The organism is Cohnella hashimotonis, from assembly GCF_030014955.1.
Taxonomy (GTDB): Bacteria; Bacillota; Bacilli; order Paenibacillales; family Paenibacillaceae; genus Cohnella; species Cohnella hashimotonis.
On the sequence record NZ_JAGRPV010000001.1, the window covers coordinates 1,418,220 to 1,435,265 of the forward strand.

Genomic DNA, 17,046 nt, shown 5'->3' on the forward strand with positions numbered 1-17,046 from the left:
ATTAAATGTCGAATAACGACCGGCCTTCTGTTGATGAATTGAATAGCGCTTCGGAGCCGCTTAGCAGATTAGACAAAGCGCTCATGTCGCCCATCAGCCGCAGGAAAATGATGACGGTTCTAGGATTGACCGGGCTCTCCTTGATGACAGGCGCCAAGCTTTCTTACGCTAGCTCTACAGCGCTTACAACGAACATGAAGCTCAAGAAGACTGACCCGCTGGACGTCACCGATGTCAACGCTAACTTCGACCTCATTGATCAGGAATTTAGCCGCCGTGCCGTTACGCCCGATTTCTACAAGGTCGATACCGACCCCGACGACACCTTGGCTGTTCAAGCCGCTTTCGACTCCGGTCTTACGGTCGTCTTTACGCGGAACTACTATGTCAAGTCGGTAGAGATGAAAGGCGATACACAGACGATTAACTTTAACGGGTATTGGCTGATCGGAGTCACGGGAAGCGGAGACTCCGCGGCAGACAAGGATGCGATACTGAAAATTACAGGCATCTACCTGGAGCTGTACGATATCAAAATCAATGGACAATTCAACCGCAATTACCGTGCAGCGATTCATTGGTATTCGCGTCCCAATTTCCCCCAAGCCGGCTTTATTAATATTTACGGCATGTACATCAGAGATATCCTCGTAGGCATTCAATACGGGGCATGGCTGGATGATCCGAGTCCCCACGATGCGCCGCAGAGCGAGAATTACTTGTACGGCTTTCGCTGCCGGAGCCTGCAGAACTGCATTATTAGCAATCAGCCGAACGGATTCCTCAAGATATCCGGAAGCACGATCGATTGTCATCAGAGGGAATGGGTATTTCAAGCGGGCAACCCGTTCAGCATTCCGGATTCAACCCTCATTACTTGCAAGATCGGCCAGATCTCCGTTGAAGACAGCGAACTGTTGAAAGTTGAATACTTGGAGGGATGCGGGCTTCTGGGCCGCAATCTCGTCGTATCGAACTGCGTCATGGAGATGCCCTGCACATGGGTAAAAGCCGAGGGAGACGTGACGCTTGATGTCGTTCACGGCGGATTTATGGGCGGCAACTCCGGATTGCCCATGTTCCAGGTTGTGTCGGGATCGACGGGCTCTCTACGAATTCAGAATGTTCGGATGTCTCGCAGCGCCGGAGTCGGAGACTACTTGACGAATTACATCATATCCGGACTGGGGAACGCTCCGAACTACCATGTCAGCATAGCGCGCTGCGATCTAGGCGAATGGGCGCCTTACTACATTGCTTTATCAAAGGAAAGAAGCCGCGTATTCGTTCAGGATACCCACTTCACCTATACGGCGGGAGGCTCCATGCAGAGCCAAACGATCCACGACAAAAAAGATTATGTCAATTTGATTGCCTCTGTCGATACGACCGGCGAGAATATGGCGACAAGCGCCAACACGGCGAATAAATCCGGCTGGGTATGGACGAATGTGTATGGCGCGGGAGCCGTCTATTTCCGTAAAACCACCTCTAATATTCCGTCGGGCTATGCGAGCGCCATTGAGATCGTTGCGACAGGCGAATCGTTTATTACTTCTCAGCCGTTCACGGTAACCCCGAATGCGCTGGCCGTATTCCGGATGAAGGCCAAAAGGATTGGCGGCGGCGGTCATGCCGGGATTAAGCTTCTCTGGTTCAAGGCGAACGGCACGGCTTCGGCTACGACTGAAACCTATTTATTCGGGACTGTGGACATCGACGTCAATTGGACGGATTTAATGGTGACGGCGGCCATTCCGGGCGATGCCGCTTACGCCAAAATCAAGTTGACCGCCGAGGTCGGCTCCCTCTTCGCAACCGGTATGGCGTTCAGCACGGTGGTCGACAGCAATTATCATAACTCTTTCATTAATGAGTTGAATCGGTCGCTGGACGTGGCTGGCGAGGGCTTTATTCTGAAGGCGCCGAACGGCACGCGCTATAAAGTCACGGTAGATAATAGCGGAACGCTTGCGGCAGCCCCTTATTAGCCATTTCAACAGAAAAACGGGAGGGTCTAACGATGAACAAAAGAACGGCTGGTATTTCGTTGTTACTGTGTACGGCACTCATGGCTGCAGGATGCTCCAATACCGCCAATACGAAGGAAACGCAGCATGCAAGCAACGCTTCCGGCTCACAGGCTCCGGCAGCGAGCGGGCAGGCATCCGAGGAAGCGGCCAACTATGAGAACGGACTCCCAAAAAACGAAAAAGTGACGTTAAAGGTCGGCTTGCTCGAATCCGGCTATGGAAGAGAGTGGTTCGACCTTGCCGTCAAGCGCTTCACGGAAAAATATCCGAACGTGCAATTCGATATTACGGCTTCGCCGAAAATCGGCGATCTCATTTCGACCAAGGCTTCGGCCGGCAACGATAACGATATGTTCGATTTTTTCTACGGAGCCACCTGGACGGAATATGTAAACGCCAACAAGCTGGAGCCCGTAACGGATATTTTCGAGATGTCGCCTGACGACGCGCCGGGCCGGAAGCTGAACGATTTAATTGTCCCGGGCTTCAACGATCCCGAGAAGTATTATAAAGACAATGCGTGGGTGTTCCCGATCGCAAACTATGTAGGCGGCATGTTCTTCGATCAGAAGCTGTTCGACGAGAACGGCTGGAACAAGAATCCCAAGACCTATGACGAGTTTATCCAGCTTTGCGAAGCGATCAAGAGCAAGGGCATCGACCCGATCGTATATGCGGGCTTATACAATTACGCGCAGTTCGCCTTTGATACGAAGATATTCGAGATTGCCGATGAGCGAGGCAATAAACAATTTCGCAACGATTTCGAGTATTATAACGGTCCGCAGTATACGTCGCCGGAGAGCATCGAAGTATACAAGCGGCTGCACGATATGGGGAAGAAGGGGTATATCAGCAAGAAAAGCGTTGGCATGAATCATACGCAGTCGCAAATGCTCGTCCTTCAGCATAAAGCGGCAATGGTGCCTTCAGGCGACTGGATCGAGAACGAGATGAAGGAAACCGCTCCCGACGGCTTCCAATGGGGTTATATGGCGGTTCCTTTCACTAACAATCCGAACGGTCCCATCTATGTGACGAACGGATTGAGCTATTCCTTTGAGATATGGGCAGCCAAGCCCGACTTGAACAAGAAATGGGCAAAACAGTTCCTCCTCTCGCTCATGTCGAATGAGATCCAGCAGGTACTGGTCGAGAAGGGCGGCGCGCTTCCTCTCCGCAAGGATTACCTGGATGTCCAGACGCGGGCGGATCATATGAAGCCGCTGCAGAAATCGATCGCCACGTACCTGAAGGATAATCCGGTCGTACTCGAACTGAAGAATCGCAAGATCGAACTCACGGATCCCGATAATATGGCGTCGCTCAAGGTCATCGTGGACAACATGGCGCTCGTGTTGACGGGACAGGAAGATCCGGAACCGATCTTGGAGGACGCGGAGAAGCTGCTGCAGAACGCCATTACCAAAGACAAAAAGGCCCAGAACAAAGAGTAAGCGGATTACTTAGCGGTCGAGAGGCAGTCATCCGGACTGCCTTTCAATCGTGATATTCGGGGGAGAAAACCACTATGCATATGTTAAAAAACGCACGGCTTCAAAAAGCGATTTTTCTCTTCATTGTCGTAGCTCCAGCGTTTGCGGCCTATGTCTTATTCACGCTCTATCCGAATGCCCTCTCGATCTACTATTCCTTCTTGGAATGGGACGGCATAGGCGCCAAGACATTCGTAGGATGGGACAATTATGTCCGGCTGTTTCACGATCCTTTCATCTTGCGGGCCTTAGGGCACAATCTGATTTTGCTCGTTACGGTCATTCCTATTACGCTTGTCATCTCGTTGGTATTGGCCGATCTTCTCATAAACCGGGCATTTAAGGAGAATTCGTTCTACAAGGTACTCTATTTTTTTCCGAACGTTTTGTCTCTGGTCGTCATTGCGCTCGTCTGGTCATTTATTTATGACGGCACATTCGGCTTGCTGAACGGAATTCTTCGCGTGCTCGGCCTGGGGGGAGAACATAATTGGCTTGGCAGCAAAGGAACGGCGTTGCTCTCCATGATTCCGCTATACGTGTGGTGTTATGCAGGGTTCTACGTCGTCATATTCATGAACGCCATGCGAGGCATCCCGAAGTCTCTGTATGAATCCGCCACTTTGGACGGTATCACGCATATGCAGCGTTTTTCGAAGATTACGCTTCCTTTGTTATCCGGCGTCATTCGCGTCGGGGTTATTTTCCTGATGCTGTCCGTGATCAAAGGCTTTGAATATATGTTTATTATGACGCAAGGCGGTCCGGGCGGCGCGACGGATGTCATCTCCCTGTATATGTTCAACTTTGCCTTTGGCAGCCTGAATCTCGGCCAGCATATATACGGTTATGCATCCACGATCGGTATGATGATCTTTGTCTTGCTCGTCGGTTTAAAGCTGATATTAGACAAATTCTTCGCCAAAGACAGCATCGAATACTGAAAGGAGGGGTTCCATGAGAACCGGGATTTCTTCATGGTTATGGCGCATGGTGCTGTTCCTCTGGGCGCTTACCATCCTGCTGCCGCTGTTCTGGATATTCTACCAATCTCTCAAAACGAATCAAGCGTTTTTCGCCGATATATGGGCCTTCCCCGAGCATCTGGAGTGGAGCAATTACGAGAAGGCTTGGACAAGTCTCGGTATCGGTCAATCGGTGGTCAACACGCTATACTATGTCGGCCTGAGCCTGCTGATCAGTTTGTTTGTTTCCACGGTGAATGCCTACGCCTTTACGCGGATTGAGTGGAGACTGCGATCTTTGCTGTGGAGCATCATCATGCTTTCTTTGTTCCTGCCGGGCATCAACATCCTCGTATCCCAGTACACGTTGATGCGCGCACTGAATCTGACTGACAGCCTGAACGGACTCGTCCTGCTTGCGAGTCTGCCGGTCGGCGCCTTCGAACTGCTCTTGCTCGGGAGCTTCATGCGCAGCTTGCCGAAGGAACTGGACGAAAGCGCGTTTATTGACGGAGCCACGTTATTTCAGGTTTTTCGCAAAATCATCCTGCCTCTATCTATGCCAGGCATCGTCACGATCGGCATCTTCAAGTTCGTGGGCCTGTACAACGATTTCCTGGGTCCCTTTATTCTTATCAGCGATCCGGCCAAGTACCCGATTAGCGTGAACATGTATAATGCCAATGCCATGATGGAATACAAGGCGGACTGGGTGACGCTGCTCGCAGGTCTTGTCATCACGATCATACCTACCGTTATCGTTTACGTGTTGTTTCAGAGAAGGATCATAGAAGGCGCCACCATGGGTGGGGTCAAAGGCTAAATGGAGAATCGGGAGGGAAACGCATGATCAAAGTAGGGGTTATCGGGTACGGTCATCAAGTGAAAAGACTGCTGGGCATGATGCAGGAGATGGATCGCAGTTGCCGAATTACAGCGATCGCCGACGTTCGCCACGATGAAATCCGGGAGCGGATGAAGGCGGACGGTGGCGACCCTTCGGCGATTTCATTTTACGGGGACGCGGATGACATGCTGAACAACGAGGAGCTGGACGGCGTATTCGTCGGAACGCGCTGCTCCCTTCATACCCCCATGGCCTTAAAAGTGTTGCCCAGACAGATTCCGCTTTATTTGGAGAAACCGGTTGCGACAACGATGGAAGACCTGGTAAAGCTGCGGGATGCGGATGCCTTATACGGCAGCAAGACGGTCGTGTCGTTCCCGCTGCGGGTTACGCATCATGTGCAGCTGGTCAAGGAAATTATCGATTCAGGAAAAATCGGAACAGTGGAGCATGTACAGGCCGTAAATAACGTGAATTACGGCAATATTTATTATCATGGTTGGTTCCGCGACGAGACGGAGACGCAAGGTCTGTTCGTACAAAAAGCGACGCATGATTTTGATTATATTAATCATATTCTGGGGCTGAAGCCCGTGACTGTATGCGCGATGACGTCGAAACAAATCTTCAAGGGGAACAAGCGGGCAGGGCTGCAATGCAAGGACTGCGAAGAGACGAGCACGTGTCCGGAAAGCCCGGATAATCTTCGGAAACTTGCATTCGAGGAACCGTTGGGCCCGTATTGCTGCTTCGCGGAGGATACCGGCAACGAGGATTCGGGCAGTGCATTAGTCGCTTATGAATCGGGCATGCACGTATCCTATTCGCAAAACTTTTTTGTCAGAAAAAAAGCGGCCGCAAGAGGCGCACGGTTTCTCGGGTACAAAGGGACGGTCGAATTCGATTGGGCGACGAACCGCATTCAAGTATTTATGCACCACACGCCTCGAGTCGAATCGTACGAGATCGATGACGCAGCCACGGCAGTCGGCCATGCAGGGGGCGACTCTACGCTGCTCGACAATTTTATCTCGCTCATGCAGGGGAAGACGCAAACATCCGTGTCTACGCTGAAGGATGGCTTGAACAGCACGTTATTGTGCCTGAAAGCCAAGGAGTCCGCGGAGACCGGCACCTTCCGCGATGTTAGGTGGCCAGACTGAAATTCGGCCGATCGGGGGAGTGGTTAGTCCGAGACCGAAGTCGTCTTCTTATGCTCGCTCCTCCAATGAGCGGGGCTTTTGCCGTATTTCTGCTTGAACAGGCGGCTGAAATAATGGATGGACTGAAAACCCGTGGCGTGCGCGATATCCTGAACGCTCATCATGCTTTCCAGCAAGTACTTCTCGGCAGCGCTCATTCGAAGGTTATTAAGAAATTGCAAGGGGGAAACGCCTTTGGAGGCTTTGAAGGTGCGGATCATGTAGGAGGGATTCAAATGGGCATATTCGCACAGCTTCTCCAAGGTGAAATTCTCCCAGTAGCTGGATTCCATCCAACGGACAAGAATCTCGATGGTTTCCATCGTTGAAGCAATCCGATTGTCCGGCAGTTGACTCGACTTTCCGTAGCGCTTCGTATCCGGCTTGGCCACAGAACGAATAATAGCCAGGATGGCTTGGATGTCGGAATAACTGATTTGCCGCGCCAGATCGGGTTGGTTGCGCATCCACTCTGCGATCAGGACCTGGTGAAGCGCGTGAATACGTTCATAGACCAATCGAACGGCAGGCAAGCTTCCGTCCGGCTCAGCCTGAAGGCGGTTCCATGCCTCGCAGTCAGCAGGGACAGGAAAGGATTCGTAAGCGTCGTCTTGCAGTTCCCAGTAGGCATAACGATACTTCAGGGAAAGGAATTGCAAATGGTGGGAGGTATTCAAAGGGATAAGGAGGACGGCGGGACCCGTCATCCGATAGGTTACGTTGTTAATCGTAATTTTCAGGGTTCCTTCGATAATATAGAGTAATTCATGATGCTGAGGGTGAAGACCGCCGATTCTCGACTCCAAAGGGAAGAGAGAAAGGTTCTCATGTACAGGCTTAGACGTGTCAAGAGAATTATCGTAACCGAAGGCGCGAATCTGCATGCGATTCTCTCCCTTGCGTCAAGATGATGGGCTGATCTGGCAGGCTCATTTTAACATGTGAAAAGGATTATAGTAAACGGATACATGCGAACAAAATCAGGAGAGGCAAGGAGAAATGACGTGGACGATAACAAATTCGAACGCTTGCGCAACCGGTTGAAGGAGAAGGCGGACGATCCTAAGGCACGTGCCGTAACTTTCGTTGCCTTGGGCGATAGTGTCACCCAGGGGTGTATGGGTTATGGCGTCGTCGAATACGAATCCGTCTTCCATCAAGCGCTGAAAAGAAGAATGGAGCGAAGATTTCCGGGCACGGTGGTGAACGCGATCAATTCGGGGGTTGAGGGAGACAGCGCTGACGAATCGCGAGTTAGATGGGATCGAGATGTGTTCCTGTATCAACCCGATCTGGTCACGATCGGTTTTGGTCTAAATGACGCGCATGCCGGCCCTGCAGGCTTGGAAAGGTTCATACGCGCGATTCGCGATCTGGTTGTGCGCTTGCGAACGGAGACGGATGCCGATCTCTTGCTATTCATCCCCGGCATGATGATGAAGCGGGATAACGAGCGCATTCATCAAGCGCATCGGGCTGCCGTTCCAGGATTCATCCAGGCAGAGGAAGCGGGTTATCTCACCTTGTACATTGATGCGCTAAGAAAACTGGTTCTGGAAATGGATCTGCCTTGTGTGGATTCCTATCGTATCTGGGAGCAGATGGAGAATGACGGGGTCGATATCCACACGCGCCTGGCCAATGGTATTAATCATCCAGATCCGGCTTTCCACGAAGAGCTGGCCTTACACTTTGAGAATATTATTTTTGGAGAGTAGATCACTTCTAATGGAACGCAATCATATTCAATCAGATACACATTCTATCGCTGGCAGCAATGATGTCAGGGTTCGGTCCTCCTTGGCTCCACCAAATGCAAACTTCAGACACGCCGATGAGGCGTGTTTTTTTCACTAATAAGCCGGCGGGCAGCAACGTTGAAATATATGTTACTATTTTATTGACCATGGAACTAAGGGAATGAGCCTTCATATAAAGGAGAGGCGTATGACGATGAATTGTAACGAAGCGAGAAACATGATTAAAAGTTATATTGAAGCATACAATTCATTCGAAATTGAAAAAATGGTCGAATTGTTACATAAAGACATTGTATTCAGAAATATTTCCAACGGAGAAACCACCGCGGAGACCAGCGGAATACAAGCATTTAAAGAGCTGGCCGAACAGTCGTCAACGATGTTCTCCAGCAGAAGCCAAACAATTACAGAATACCGCATTATAGACGACAAGGTAGAAGTTGATATCGATTACGAAGGAATTGTTGCCGCCGATTTTCCGAATGGCTTAAAGCGCAGGGATAAGCTGCAATTAAAAGGAAAGTCGACATTCAAGATGAAGGAAGGAAAAATCTCGTTAATCGAAGATTACAGTTGAGTACGCTGCGTTTATTTGTGCCTACGGGAAACGGATCGTTCGAACAGCGACAGTCTAGGACTTGATTCCACCGTCCTTGGCTGTTGTTTTCTATTTTCAGGCAGCATCTATCGCTACCAAAGCTTCTTAAAACGGATGATTCCTATCCATCATGTCATCGGTCTCTCTTTGTCTGTCTCACCCGTCGAAAATGAGGGCTTGCCCGCGACGGTCCGGGACAGCAGATTACCGGCCTCGAGCGGCTGGCGGACGGAAGCGACAGCTCCCCATTAGGCAGACAGGCTCAACTATAAGAGCCGGTTGCCTCGTGGGGGCTTTTTTGTCCTTCGCGCACCTTTTCGTATGTGAGAGACGTTCTGCGATCATGTTTAGATTAAGTTTAGTGGAACGTGATAGGATGCGATAAATAGGAAAAAGAACAGCGATGCGGAGGGAAAGGCGATTATGTTGAAATTTATTCAAACGAACAAGAAGACTAAGGCCTTGTTCATGGCATTGGTCATGCTAGCGACGTTGTTCGTGCCTGTCGGCACGATCGGAAAGGCAAAAGCCGCGACGGATAATAGCAAGGTGGTGATTAGCCAGGTGTTCGGGGGAGGAGGCCAAGGCGGTAGCAGCGCAGTATATAATAGCGATTTCGTAGAATTGTATAATCCGACAGCAAATCCGATTGACATGAGCGGGTGGACGATTCGGTATGCCTCTGCTACAGGGACTACTTTTTCATCATCGGTGACACTAAACCTAAACGCGACCATTCCTGCTCATAGTTATTTTTTAGTCAAAGCAAACGGCTCCTTGATGTATGGGGCTGCTCTCCCTGATCCCGATGCGATTGCAAGCTTTGATATAAGTTCTAGCCCTACCGCTGGCGGGAGAGTGATTCTGGTCTCCAATTCAGATCCTGTGTCACCTAGCAGTGTTGCCACTAACCCTAGTGTTGTAGATTTTGTTGGCTGGGGTACCGCTGCTAGTTGGGAGGGCACTGGGGCGGCCCCTTCGGTTTCTAACGTTCTGGCACTTGTCCGCAAAGATGGGATCAACGGCGTATTTTCCACTTACGCTTCAAGCCTGGATACCGATAACAATTCAACGGACTTTGTGGCGATTACGCCATCTCCTCGTAATTCATCGACTTCGCAGCTGCCATATGCGCCGCCGAGCTACACGATCTCTCCGTTGTCGGATGTAACGCCGGCCGAGCTGACAGCAGGCTACATATCAGGAACGCAGGAGACCAAGACAGTAACGGTGACGCGCACGGGAACCGGGAATCTGGCCAACTTGACGACCGCGCTAAGCGGAACGGACGCGAGCAGCTTTACGATTACGCAGCCGGTGTTGACGACGCTTAATACCGGAACGCCGTCGACGTCCTTCACGGTAAAAGCAAAAGACGGACTCACCGCAGGTACTTATGCGGCCACGGTAACGGTGACGGCTGACAACATGGCACCGGTAACTTTTACGGTCACGCAGGTGGTGAAGGCCCCGCTGACGTACACGATCTCCGCGTTATCGGATGAAACACCGGCCGAGCTGACATCAGGCTACATATCAGGAACGCAGGAGACCAAGATAGTAACGGTGACGCGCACGGGAACCGGGGACCTGGCGAGCTTGACGACCGCACTGAGCGGAGCGAACGCAAGCAGCTTTACGATTACGCAGCCGGTGTTGACGACGCTTAATACCGGAGCGCCATCGACGACCTTTACAGTAAAAGCGAAAGACGGACTCGTAGCAGGAACCTATACGGCGACGGTAACGGTGACGGCGGACAATATGTCGCCGGTGACCTTTACGGTCACACAGGTGGTGAATGCCCCGCTGACGTACACTATTTCCGCGTTGTCGGATGTAACGCCAACTGCGCTGACGGCGGGCTATGCATCGGACACGCAGGAAACGAAGACGGTAACGGTGACGCGAACGGGAACTGGGGACCTGGCGAACTTGACGACCGCACTAAGCGGAACGAACGCCAGCAGCTTTACGATTACGCAGCCGGTGTTGACGACGCTTAATACCGGAGCGCCATCGACGACCTTTACATTAAAAGCGAAAGACGGACTCGCAGCAGGAACCTATACGGCGACGGTAACGGTAACGGCGGACAACCTGACGCCGGTAACCTTTACGGTTACGCAAGTGGTGAACGTCCCGCTGACGTACACAATTTCCGCGTTGTCGGATATAACGCCAGCTGCGCTAACAGCGGGCTATGCATCGGGTACGCAGGAAACGAAGACGGTCACGGTAACGCGCACGGGAACCGGCGACCTGACGAACATGGCGACAGGGCTGAGCGGAACGAACGCGAGCAGCTTCACGATAACGCAACCAGCGGTGACGACGCTTAATACCGGAGCGCCATCGACGACCTTTACAGTAAAAGCGAAAGACGGACTCGTAGCAGGAACCTATACGGCGACGGTAACGGTAACGGCGGACAACCTGACGCCGGTAACCTTTACGGTTACGCAAGTGGTGAATGCCCCGCTGACATACACAATCTCCCCGTTGTCGGATGTAACGCCAACTGCGCTGACGGCGGGCTATGCATCGGGCACTCAGGAAACGAAGACGGTCACGGTAACGCGAACGGGAACCGGCGACCTGACGAACATGGCGACAGGGCTGAGCGGAACGAACGCCAGCAGCTTTACGATAACGCAGCCGGTGTTGACGACGCTTAATACCGGAGCGCCATCGACGACCTTTACAGTAAAAGCGAAAGACGGACTCGTAGCAGGAACCTATACGGCGACGGTAACGGTGACGGCGGACAACATGTCGCCGGTGACCTTTACGGTCACACAGGTGGTGAATGCCCCGCTGACGTACACTATTTCCGCGTTGTCGGATGTAACGCCAGCTGCGCTGACGGCGGGCTATGCATCGGACACGCAGGAAACGAAGACGGTCACGGTAACGCGAACGGGAACCGGCGACCTGACGAACATGGCGACAGGGCTGAGCGGAACGAACGCGAGCAGCTTCACGATAACGCAACCAGCGGTGACGACGCTTAACAGCGGGACGTCGTCGACGACCTTCACGGTGAAAGCGAAAGATGGACTCGCCGCAGGAACTTATACGGCCACGGTGACGGTGTCAGCGGTCAACATGACACCGGTGACTTTTACGGTCACGCAAGTGGTGAACGTTCCGCTGACGTACAAGATCTCCTCGCTGTCGGATGTAACGCCAGCTGCGCTGACGGCGGGCTATGCATCGGGTACGCAGGAAACGAAGACGGTGACGGTGACGCGCACGGGAACTGGGGACCTGGCAAACTTGACGACCGCACTGAGTGGAACGAATGCGAGCAGCTTTACGCTTACGCAGCCAACGGTGACGACGCTTAATAACGGAATCCCATCGACGACCTTCACGGTGAAGGCCAAAGACGGACTTGCCGCAGGAACCTATACGGCGACGGTAACGGTGACGGCGGACAACATGTCGCCTGTAACCTTTACGGTCACGCAAGTGGTGAACGTCCCGCTGACGTACACAATTTCCGCGTTGTCGGATATAACGCCAGCTGCGCTGACAGCGGGCTATGCATCGGGTACGCAGGAAACGAAGACGGTAACGGTAACGCGCACGGGAACCGGCGACCTGACGAACATGGCGACAGGGCTGAGCGGAACGAACGCGAGCAGCTTCACGATAACGCAACCAGCGGTGACGACGCTTAACAGCGGGACGCCATCGACGACTTTTACGGTAAAAGCGAAAGACGGACTCGTAGCAGGAACCTATACGGCGACGGTAACGGTGACGGCGGACAACATGTCGCCAGTGACCTTTACAGTCACGCAAGTGGTGAACGTCCCGCTGACGTATACGATCTCCCCGTTGTCGGATGTAACGCCGGCCGAGTTGACGGCAGGTTATTCATCGGGCACGCAGGAGACGAAGACGGTAACGGTGACGCGAACGGGAACTGGGGACCTGGCGAGCTTGACGACCGCACTGAGCGGAACGAACGCCAGCAGCTTTACGATAACGCAGCCAGCGTTGACGACGCTTAATACCGGAGCGCCATCGACGACCTTTACATTAAAAGCGAAAGACGGACTCGCCGCAGGAACCTATACGGCGACGGTAACGGTGACGGCGGACAACATGTCGCCAGTGACCTTTACGGTCACGCAAGTGGTGAACGTCCCGCTGACGTACACAATTTCCGCGTTGTCGGATATAACGCCAGCTGCGCTGACAGCGGGCTATGCATCGGGCACGCAGGAAACGAAGACGGTAACGGTAACGCGCACGGGAACCGGCGACCTGACGAACATGGCGACAGGGCTGAGCGGAACGAACGCGAGCAGCTTCACGATAACGCAACCAGCGGTGACGACGCTTAACAGCGGGACGCCATCGACGACTTTTACGGTAAAAGCGAAAGACGGACTCGTAGCAGGAACCTATACGGCGACGGTAACGGTGACGGCGGACAACATGTCGCCAGTGACCTTTACAGTCACGCAAGTGGTGAACGTCCCGCTGACGTACACAATTTCCGCGTTGTCGGATGTAACGCCAGTTGCGCTGACGGCGGGTTATGCGTCGGGAACGCAGGAGACGAAGACGGTAACGGTGACGCGAACGGGAACCGGCGACTTGATGGGATTGACGACAGCACTGAGCGGAGCGAACGCAAGCAGCTTTACGATTACGCAGCCGGTGTTGACGACGCTTAACAGCGGGACGCCATCGACGACCTTTACAGTAAAAGCGAAAGAGGGACTCGCCGCAGGAACCTATACGGCGACGGTAACGGTGACGGCGGACAACCTGACGCCGGTAACCTTTACGGTCACGCAGGTGGTGAACGTCCCGCTGACGTACACAATTTCCGCGTTGTCCGATATAACGCCAGCAGCGCTGACGACGGGCTATGCATCGGACACGCAGGAGACGAAGACGGTAACGGTAACGCGCACGGGAACCGGCGATATGACGAACATGGCGACAGGGCTGAGCGGAACGAACGCGAGCAGCTTCACGATAACGCAACCAGCGGTGACGACGCTTAATAACGAAACGTCGTCGACGACCTTTACAGTAAAAGCGAAAGACGGACTCGCCGCAGGAACTTATACGGCCACGGTAACAGTGACGGCCGACAACATGGCGCCGGTGACCTTTACAGTCACACAGGTGGTGAACGCCTTAATGTCGTATGAAGTGCCGTCGTCACCTACACCTACGCCTGCACAGGATCCGGTTCAACCTCCTGTGGCTCCATCGGATACGCATCCTGTTTTGAAGTCGAGATTGGTTCCTAACCAGGTTGATTTCGTGGAAAGGATCAGTCAAACAATGACGAACGTTTCTCCGATTAGCTTTCCGGACGTTAATCCTACAAGTTGGGGTGCGTATTATATATCCCTTGCATCGCAACTCAGTATTGTTACGGGCAATCCGGACGGCAACTTCCGCGGGACTTCGAACGTAACGCGCTCAGAATTCGCGGCAATGGTCGTAAGAGCGCTGCATCTCGATACTTCCGACTCATCGGGGAGCGGTACGTTCTTGGATACGAAAGGTCATTGGGCAGAGGACGCGATCATTACGCTGGAAAAGGCAGGCGTAATAATGGGGACGGGCAACGGTTATTTCAAACCTGACAAACCGATTTCCCGCGCCGAGATTTCCGCGATTCTTGCTCGGATAATGGATATGAGTACCGCAACGACGAACTATTTCTCGGATACGACTAACTATTGGGCACAGCAATACATCGAGCAGCTGCACAATGCGGGCATCGTTTATGGCAAGAGCGGCAACATGTTCGGCCCTAAAGAAAATGCAAGCCGCGAAGAGTCAGTCGCAATGATTATTCGAATGTTAAATGTAACGCTTGATCTTGGATTGGATGTATAAAACTGCGCATGCCGTCCTGCGGAGCCGGGAGACGCTGCGGTCGTCGGGGCGGAGGATGGGGCTGGCGGCGAATTTCGCTGTATCGCGCTGGCGACGAGCCGCGCGCTCGGCGACGGACGCCCATGAGCGGCAGCGCGGAGTGATCGAAAAGCGGACAGAGTTCGAAATGAATATGCGGCCGGCGCCACGTGCGCCGGCCGCTTTTTTAGTATAGCGACGATGCAAGTTCCGCTCGTCCGATACAGGTCAAAATAATGCACATAAAGGAGTCGCAAGGCTGTACCGTATTCCCCGAAGCCTCTTGCTACAATGAATTCATCTTAGAATGTCAGGCGACGCCAAGTACGATGACCGCCTGGAAAGAGAGGCTAACATGGATATGTATACGTTGGAGGTAAACGCGAATGAATGATCAGATGATTGCCGGAGATTCGGTCGCGGGTGCCAATCAAAAAACATATTGGACGCGTAAAAGACGAGAGCAATGGGCCGGATGGATCTTTATCGCGCCGGAAGTCGTCGGTCTGATCGTACTCTCTCTATTTCCGTTGATCTCGAGCCTCGTGCTCAGCTTTACGGAGTGGAACCTGGTAGGCGGGTTGTCGGCGATCCGGTTTATCGGACTGGACAACTTCGTACAGTTGTTCAAGGACGATCATTTTATCCTTGCTTTGAAGAACAATGTTTGGTTTACGGTCGGCACAGTACCGCTCACGATGTTGATCGGCATCGTGCTGGCTGCGCTCATTCATAAAAAGCTGTATGCGAAGACGTATTTTAAAGTGGCCTTCTTTATTCCGTATATTTGCTCGACCGTCGCGATTGCCGCCGTATGGCAGGCGCTTTATCACCCGTCCAAGGGACCGCTCAATCAAATGCTGATGGATATGGGGATGTCTAACCCGCCGCGTTGGCTGGTCGATACGAGCTTCTCGCTGATCGCGATTATGGTCATATATATCTGGCAGGTTCTCGGCTATCAGATCATTATTTTTCTGGCCGGGATGTCTAACATCCCGGAGGAATTGTACGAAGCCGCCAGAATCGACGGCGCGACCGGCATTCAGCAGTTCAGGCGCATTACCGTTCCGCTGCTGGGGCCGACGATTTTTTTTCTGGCGATTACGAGCACCATTTCATCCTTTAAGGTGTTTGATCTGATCAAGTTTTTGACGAACGGGGGCCCGAACTACGCGAGCACGGTCATTGTGTACCAGATTTACGAGGAAGGGTTCGAGCGCTTTAAGATGGGTTATGCTTCAGCCATGTCGTGGGCGCTGTTTCTGATGATTCTGCTCGTAACGTCGATTACCTGGATCTCGCAAAACCGGAAAGTCCATTACTAGTGCCATAAGATCCATTAATAGCGCCACATGAAAGGAAACCCATGCGATGATACTGACTAGGATAAAGACAAGCAAGCTGATTTTGACCGTTTTCTTCGCGGCATTATCCGTATTCTTCTTGCTGCCGCTGTTCTGGATGCTGTCCGCCGCCGCTAAGACGGAACGGGATGTATGGACGTTCCCGATTCAATGGATTCCGAAAGAATGGAATTTGGTTGAAAACTTCAAAGCCGTATGGCTGGGCGACGTCTCCTTCGGCTTGTTCTACATGAACTCGATCAAGATTGCGGCGATCTCCACGCTGGCGACGATTCTGATCTCATCCATGGCCGGATACGCGCTATCCAAGCTGGAATTCAAAGGCCGTGGATTCGTGTTCAGCCTGATGCTCGCGTTCATGATGATCCCGGAGCAGGCTACTTTAGTTCCTCGTTATATTATGATTAAGGAAATCGGGCTGTACGACACGCACACCGCACTGATTTTGATGGGGATATTCTCCAGCTATATCTCATTCCTTCTGCGCCAATTCATGGCGGGCATCCATAACGATTTGCTCGAAGCGGCGGAATTGGACGGCGCGGGATTCTTCCGCGTATTCTGGAACGTCATGCTCCCCTTAAGCAAGCCGATATTGGCGACGGTGGGCATCATCAAATTCATCTGGACCTGGAACGATTATCAAGGGCCGCTTATCATGCTGAATTCGACGAAGCTATTCACGATTCCGCTGGGCATGCAATTTTTTCAGGAGGAGTTCGGCACGCGAATCGCGGTGATGATGATGGCTTCCGTTGCGGCGATCGTACCGCTCATCGTGCTGTTCCTCCTGCTGCAAAAACAGGTCATAAACGGAATTGCGATCGGCGGGGTCAAAGGATGATCGGCACTTGGTAGGTCAAAAATGTATACGCAAACA

At 52.5% G+C, this 17,046-nt stretch carries 11 protein-coding genes and 1 pseudogene; 11 read left to right on the forward strand and 1 reads right to left on the reverse strand.

The features are described 5' to 3' along the window. Window positions 1-5 precede the first annotated feature (5 nt). The 5 genes from KB449_RS05555 (at window position 6) to KB449_RS05575 (ending at window position 6,504) form a co-directional block, all read left to right on the forward strand. Window positions 6-1,991 carry a hypothetical protein gene (locus KB449_RS05555; RefSeq protein WP_282907421.1) on the forward strand — a complete coding sequence of 662 codons (1,986 nt, stop codon included), beginning with the start codon at window positions 6-8 and terminating at the stop codon, window positions 1,989-1,991. Between the two features lie 32 nt (window positions 1,992-2,023). Beyond that, window positions 2,024-3,490 carry an extracellular solute-binding protein gene (locus KB449_RS05560; RefSeq protein WP_282907422.1) on the forward strand — a complete coding sequence of 489 codons (1,467 nt, stop codon included), beginning with the start codon at window positions 2,024-2,026 and terminating at the stop codon, window positions 3,488-3,490. Window positions 3,491-3,564: 74 nt separating this feature from the next. After that, window positions 3,565-4,473, forward strand: a complete 909-nt coding sequence (locus KB449_RS05565) for a carbohydrate ABC transporter permease (RefSeq protein ID WP_282907423.1) — start codon at window positions 3,565-3,567, stop codon at window positions 4,471-4,473. A 13-nt stretch (window positions 4,474-4,486) separates the two neighbouring features. Further along, complete coding sequence (locus KB449_RS05570) at window positions 4,487-5,317, forward strand: carbohydrate ABC transporter permease (RefSeq protein WP_282907424.1); 831 nt, start codon at window positions 4,487-4,489, stop codon at window positions 5,315-5,317. A 23-nt stretch (window positions 5,318-5,340) separates the two neighbouring features. Then, complete coding sequence (locus tag KB449_RS05575; RefSeq protein ID WP_282907425.1) at window positions 5,341-6,504, forward strand: Gfo/Idh/MocA family protein; 1,164 nt, start codon at window positions 5,341-5,343, stop codon at window positions 6,502-6,504. Window positions 6,505-6,527: 23 nt separating this feature from the next. Here KB449_RS05575 and KB449_RS05580 read toward each other — a convergent pair whose 3' ends face one another. Continuing rightward, window positions 6,528-7,427: an AraC family transcriptional regulator gene (locus KB449_RS05580; RefSeq protein ID WP_282907426.1), complete on the reverse strand. Its 900-nt coding sequence runs from the start codon at window positions 7,425-7,427 to the stop codon at window positions 6,528-6,530. Between the two features lie 120 nt (window positions 7,428-7,547). Between KB449_RS05580 and KB449_RS05585 the strand changes: the two genes are divergently transcribed. The 6 genes and pseudogenes from KB449_RS05585 to KB449_RS05605 all read left to right on the forward strand — a co-directional run bounded on the left by KB449_RS05585 (window position 7,548) and on the right by KB449_RS05605 (window position 17,010). Then, complete coding sequence (locus KB449_RS05585) at window positions 7,548-8,261, forward strand: SGNH/GDSL hydrolase family protein (protein WP_282907427.1); 714 nt, start codon at window positions 7,548-7,550, stop codon at window positions 8,259-8,261. Window positions 8,262-8,496: 235 nt separating this feature from the next. Further along, window positions 8,497-8,880, forward strand: a complete 384-nt coding sequence (locus KB449_RS05590) for a nuclear transport factor 2 family protein (RefSeq protein ID WP_282907428.1) — start codon at window positions 8,497-8,499, stop codon at window positions 8,878-8,880. A 501-nt stretch (window positions 8,881-9,381) separates the two neighbouring features. Beyond that, window positions 9,382-9,666, forward strand: a pseudogene (locus KB449_RS36425) (lamin tail domain-containing protein); the annotation flags it as partial. Between the two features lie 393 nt (window positions 9,667-10,059). Next, window positions 10,060-14,781: a choice-of-anchor D domain-containing protein gene (locus KB449_RS05595; RefSeq protein WP_282907429.1), complete on the forward strand. Its 4,722-nt coding sequence runs from the start codon at window positions 10,060-10,062 to the stop codon at window positions 14,779-14,781. 404 nt (window positions 14,782-15,185) lie between these two features. Next, complete coding sequence (locus tag KB449_RS05600; protein WP_282907430.1) at window positions 15,186-16,127, forward strand: carbohydrate ABC transporter permease; 942 nt, start codon at window positions 15,186-15,188, stop codon at window positions 16,125-16,127. A gap of 46 nt (window positions 16,128-16,173) precedes the next feature. After that, window positions 16,174-17,010 carry a carbohydrate ABC transporter permease gene (locus KB449_RS05605; protein WP_282907431.1) on the forward strand — a complete coding sequence of 279 codons (837 nt, stop codon included), beginning with the start codon at window positions 16,174-16,176 and terminating at the stop codon, window positions 17,008-17,010. Window positions 17,011-17,046: the final 36 nt, after the last annotated feature.

Coding starts and splice junctions, on each gene's coding strand:
- KB449_RS05555 (WP_282907421.1), top strand. CDS start 6: ATGTCGAATAACGACCGGCCTTCTGTTGATGAATTGAATAGCGCTTCG.
- KB449_RS05560 (WP_282907422.1), top strand. CDS start 2,024: ATGAACAAAAGAACGGCTGGTATTTCGTTGTTACTGTGTACGGCACTC.
- KB449_RS05565 (WP_282907423.1), top strand. CDS start 3,565: ATGCATATGTTAAAAAACGCACGGCTTCAAAAAGCGATTTTTCTCTTC.
- KB449_RS05570 (WP_282907424.1), top strand. CDS start 4,487: ATGAGAACCGGGATTTCTTCATGGTTATGGCGCATGGTGCTGTTCCTC.
- KB449_RS05575 (WP_282907425.1), top strand. CDS start 5,341: ATGATCAAAGTAGGGGTTATCGGGTACGGTCATCAAGTGAAAAGACTG.
- KB449_RS05580 (WP_282907426.1), bottom strand. CDS start 7,427: ATGCAGATTCGCGCCTTCGGTTACGATAATTCTCTTGACACGTCTAAG.
- KB449_RS05590 (WP_282907428.1), top strand. CDS start 8,497: ATGAATTGTAACGAAGCGAGAAACATGATTAAAAGTTATATTGAAGCA.
- KB449_RS05600 (WP_282907430.1), top strand. CDS start 15,186: ATGAATGATCAGATGATTGCCGGAGATTCGGTCGCGGGTGCCAATCAA.
- KB449_RS05605 (WP_282907431.1), top strand. CDS start 16,174: ATGATACTGACTAGGATAAAGACAAGCAAGCTGATTTTGACCGTTTTC.